The sequence below is a fragment of the Leptospira harrisiae genome, from assembly GCF_002811945.1.
In the GTDB taxonomy this organism is placed as follows: Bacteria; Spirochaetota; Leptospiria; order Leptospirales; family Leptospiraceae; genus Leptospira_A; species Leptospira_A harrisiae.
On the sequence record NZ_NPDX01000011.1, the window covers coordinates 1 to 4,765 of the forward strand.

Below are 4,765 nucleotides of genomic sequence, written 5' to 3' on the forward strand. Positions count from 1 at the left end.
CGACATGGCATTTTGGAGAACGTAATTGGTGATATTGTAGATGATGTGAAAACATCACTGGGTTATGTTTCCAGTGATTTAGTAGAACAAGTTGATGGTAAATTTAGAGTTAGAACTTGTTTCGTCGCAGGAACCAAAGTTCATACCAAAGACGGACTCAAGAACATCGAAGATATTAAGGCTGGGGATGTGGTAGCATCGGCAAACCAATACACAGGGAAAGTTTCTTACAAAAAAGTAAAACAAACTTTTGTAAAACAAACTCCGAGAATCTACACACTGACTTACAATAATGGTACCACTGTAGAGACCACAGGAGATCACCCATTCTACATTCAAGGTAAAGGATGGACGAGTGCTGCAGAACTTGCAACTGGTGATGTCTCGCTTATCCTTAACGGACTCAGAGAATCTAAGGATACTGTTAAATCTGCAAACGAACTGAGAGACATTCAGTTTTTAGCATCATTAACAATCATATCCATTGGAATAAAAGAGAAGGAAACGACTGTTTATAATTTCGAAGTTGAAGATGATCATACTTACTTTGTAACAGAAGCAGGGATCTGGGTGCATAATGCTCCAACAGAGGGCTATACGGCTCCCTGGACACCTGCTGATGATTCATGTAAGGCTGATGCCAACGGATGTAGAAATACGATATTAGGACTTCCTGAGAATCGAGAGGCTCATGCGAAGGGATTCAAAGAAGGTTTAAAAAATATCGCTGAATCAGCATTAGATTCATTTCTATTGGTTGGAGATGCCGTTGCCTGCGGAATGAGTGGAACCAAGACATCATGTGAAAATACAGAAAAAAATATTGCAACAGCTGTAGATAAAGCGAAAGCAATATATGATGATCCAGTTAAATTCCTTGCGGATACTGTATCCGGTGTTGTAGAAAAAGGAAGGGATATCGGTGGTAAAAATGGAAAAGAAAAGGCAGCTCAAACTACCACAGAGATAGTCGCACCGATCGTGGCTGGTCAGGCACTAAAATCTATTCCAATTGGGAAGATACCTGACGTGCCGGGAGGACATAAAGTTGACTTAATGGGTGGAAATAAAGGTACTCCTGGATACAAGAATTACGATCTTCAAGCAACCAACGGTATAGCTGACGATGTGGCTAATTTTGGTAAACACTTTGGTCCAAATAGTGTCGGTGAATTAGTAGTAAATAATCCGCAGACCTCATTTTTGGCGCAAGTAACGCCGGCAATAAGGCCAGGGGGAACCATTACTTTAAGAGGTCAATTTGCCAATAGTAACTTCTCTACAATTTGGGATGCTCCAAATGTGCCTGGTTATAAAACCATTAGTCGCAAGACAGGACTATCTCCAAAAGGATATACAAAATCGACTGGTTCGCCGATTATTGGTACGATGAATGAGATCATTTTGGAGAAAGAATGAGTATGAAAGAATTCACGTTGTTTGAAGGGATTTCAAATGTAAATGCTGGTGAATCGAATTTTGGAGATTTTTTATTTTATAATAATAAACTAATTATACCATTCTTTAATATTTTTATCATTCCAGATAAAGATCATAATTTGAGAAATTATAATTCTAAATTTATAGAATTCTCTTATTTAATTTTTGAAAACGTTACGGCAATAGTTTGGGAATATGAATTAAGTCGATTTTTACATGAAGAAAACCGGGAATGTTATGGTGGCATTTATTATTTGGATAATTTGTATTATGAATTTTGGTTAAATTATAGTAAAGGGTATTTACTTCTTGAAGAAGGTACACGTATATCAGATAAACCTTGGAGTGACGAGACTAATCAGCATATTAATTTTTATAAATCAAGTCATACGAACCCAAGACTAAAGAATTTTCTTGAGCCTCGTCAAAACTAAAATAGCGAACAAAATGTTCGTTAAGTTAGACGCTGGATGCAAACAGGAACGGTTTTGAAGATAAAAAAACAAACGGAAGTCATTGATTTCTAGTGATTAACAAAGACTTTGTTCCCAAAATGAGTGTTCCGTTGATCGCTAGGATATAAGGAATCCTTCTCTTCTATGAAAGCGACTATTGAATCAAAGATTGCAAACAATCATTACAAATCTAAGTATAAAAGAGAATACCTCTCTTAAGCACTTTTTTTCCAGGAGTAGATGTGGTAGAGACCGCCTAACACGGGAGTGGATTCCAAGTGGCAGTTTCCATCTCTCGGTTTGTGGAGGATTGGTGAGGGAGTAAATGAGGGCGGTTCATTGTGATACAGATAGCTTAAGATAAGAGGGCAATAAACGCAATGCGTATAGCCGCGACATTTTCTCCGCTTTTATAAGTAGTTTGTATAAATATCTTTTAATTTAATTAGTTTCATTGCTGATAAACCGATTTGTCTCTTCCGCTTTAACCTTCTCAAAACAATACCATATAATATAAGTTAAATCTACATCTTTGATTCTTACCAAGTGAAGTGTCCCCCACGGAAGCGTGGCCAGGGATGGCCTAAGCTCGCCAGTCGGACCCGGACGGGACGCTGGCAGGAGTGGGGGATAGTGAACTCGTTCTATCTAAATCGGATGAAACAGGAGAAGTCTCTTACCGCAAGGTAGTGAACACTTTTATCCGCCAAACAGATGCTATTTACACTGTTTCCTTCACCGATGGAACTGTACTCGAAACCACTTGGAATCACCCGTTCCGTGTGAAAAAACAAGGTCATGTCTTAGAGAAGTTCTCTATAGAAAACACAACCTGGGTGCAGGCAAAAGACTTACATCCTGGGGATGTGGCTCTTGGTGCGGATGGAAAGGAACTGGTTATAACTGATATCATCATTGATGAGAGGGTTGAAACAGTTTATAACTTTGAGGTGGAAGAGTATCATACCTACTTCGTAGGGGAAGTTGGGGTTTGGGTACATAATGAGTGCGAATTGTATACAAATGAAGTTAAGATAGGTGGCATATCTAGCGGGAAACATCATGCTTTCATTATTGCGACCCCTGATGATCAAAAAGCCTTTCAAGAATATATAGAAAAAAATAAAGATTCAGGAAAGGTTTTTCAAAAAGTTGATGAAAACGGGAATCCTATGGTGGACAAAAATGGCGAACCGGTGTATAGTATCATCCTTCGTGCGGGTCCCGATGGAGCACCTCCTGATTTTGGAAGACTAAGTAATCTTATTAACATTGAAAAAGACTATGTTAGAATGAACATGGGGGATTTTTCGTCACGGAGTATTATTAATGCACCAAATGGTAATGACTCAGATTTTATTAGAAGCCTTTTAAAATCAGATTCAAACTATACACAAAATTATCATAGAGGGGTTACTCCAGAGTATGAACCTTTCCCTGATACAGATGAATTCGAGAATAATTCTAATTCATATGTAAATGGGCTGTTGCAATCAGTGGGAGTAATCTCAGGGCAACCTAACGTAACTGTTCCTGGATGGAATAAGCCTGTTGAAAGGAATTTATTTGTGGTTCCAAATAGTCGCCCGATAAGCACAAATAGAAGAGGTGGTGTATGTGGCCAAAACATGAGCTGTAATTCAAGTCCACCTCCTACATCTGGCTGTGGGATCAACATGAGTTGTAGACAGTGACGTAATCAAAAAGGGATTAGTTATGCCTGATAGAAAAAATATAAAAATTTGGGCGTTTACCGCTTTTGTTACCTTCTGCTCGGTTAGCCTTTCACTAATATTGTGTCGCATAATCTTTTATAGCAATGGTTTCCAGGGTATTTATTTCAGACATTCAACAGAGCTTGGCCATGTTTTAATGGTTATCTATATTTCGATAAATATACTTCCGGTATTCTTGATTTATTCAAATAAATTCAGACATTTATTCTCTATTAAATGGTATATTGGCATACAAGGCATTTGGAATCTGAATCCTTATACTTTATTTTTGGTATTTGCTTGTGGATTTTATCGTAATTGTTTGTGAGCCTGAGCCTCGCCAAAACTATAATAGCGAACAAGATGTTCGTTAAGTTAGACGCTGGATGCAAACGGAACCGATTTTGAAGGCAAAAAACAAACGGAAGTCATTGATTTCTAGTAATTCACAAAGACTTTGTTCCAAAAATGAGTATTCCGTTGGTAGCTAGGACATAAGGAATCCTTCTCTTCTATGGAAGAGATTACTTAGACAAAGCTTGCAAACAATGGTTATAAACCGAAGTATAAAAGAGAGTGATCTCTCTTAAGCGGTTTTCTTCCAAGAGTAGGTGTGGTAGAGACCGCCTAATACGGGAGTGGATTCCAAGTGGCAGTTTCCATCTCGCGGTTTGTGGAGGATTGGTGAGGGGATGGGTGTTACCAGGGGGTTGTTGGGCGGCGGTTAATTGCAATACAGATAGCCACTCGTCTGCGGGTGTTAAACGAAATTCGTATAGTCGACATTCCCTCCATTTTTACATTTAGTTTCTAACATTTCTTTTTAATACGTTGTATTACGGATATATCTTTTTTCTATCTTTACCTTTTGAAATTTAATTCCACATAATATAAGTTATATCCTTTCAATAGGTATCTCAAAGTGAAGTGTCCCCCACGGTGGCGTGGCCAAGGATGGCCTAAGCTCGCCAGTCGGAACAGGATGTTCCGCTGGCAGGAGTGGGGGATAGTGAACTCGTTAAGAAGGAGGGAAATACAGAGGAGAAGAGAGACCATCCTTTTGGGAATCGGAAGGGTAGGAAGGGAATGTTAGAAGTTTTTGTATAAGTTAAATGAACTTTTCAACCCTAGTCTCTAGTATTACCGAAAGTTTTT

General features: G+C 38.6%; 3 protein-coding genes. All 3 read left to right on the forward strand.

All coding sequences use genetic code 11. The annotated features are described in order from the left end of the window. On the forward strand, positions 1-1,419 hold a 1,419-nt coding region (locus CH364_RS18560; protein WP_244280428.1), incomplete at its 5' end, for a polymorphic toxin-type HINT domain-containing protein. A gap of 2 nt (positions 1,420-1,421) precedes the next feature. After that, positions 1,422-1,874, forward strand: coding sequence for a hypothetical protein (locus CH364_RS18565; protein WP_125232011.1), 453 nt, complete (start codon positions 1,422-1,424; stop codon positions 1,872-1,874). Positions 1,875-2,518: 644 nt separating this feature from the next. Further along, on the forward strand, positions 2,519-3,589 hold the full coding sequence (locus tag CH364_RS18570) for a polymorphic toxin-type HINT domain-containing protein (protein WP_165782920.1): 1,071 nt from the start codon (positions 2,519-2,521) through the stop codon (positions 3,587-3,589). The last annotated feature ends 1,176 nt before the right edge of the window (positions 3,590-4,765 follow it).

What these genes read in the sequence shown, in the direction of transcription:
- CH364_RS18565 (WP_125232011.1), top strand. Translation starts at nt 1,422, where the DNA reads ATGAAAGAATTCACGTTGTTTGAAGGGATTTCAAATGTAAATGCTGGT.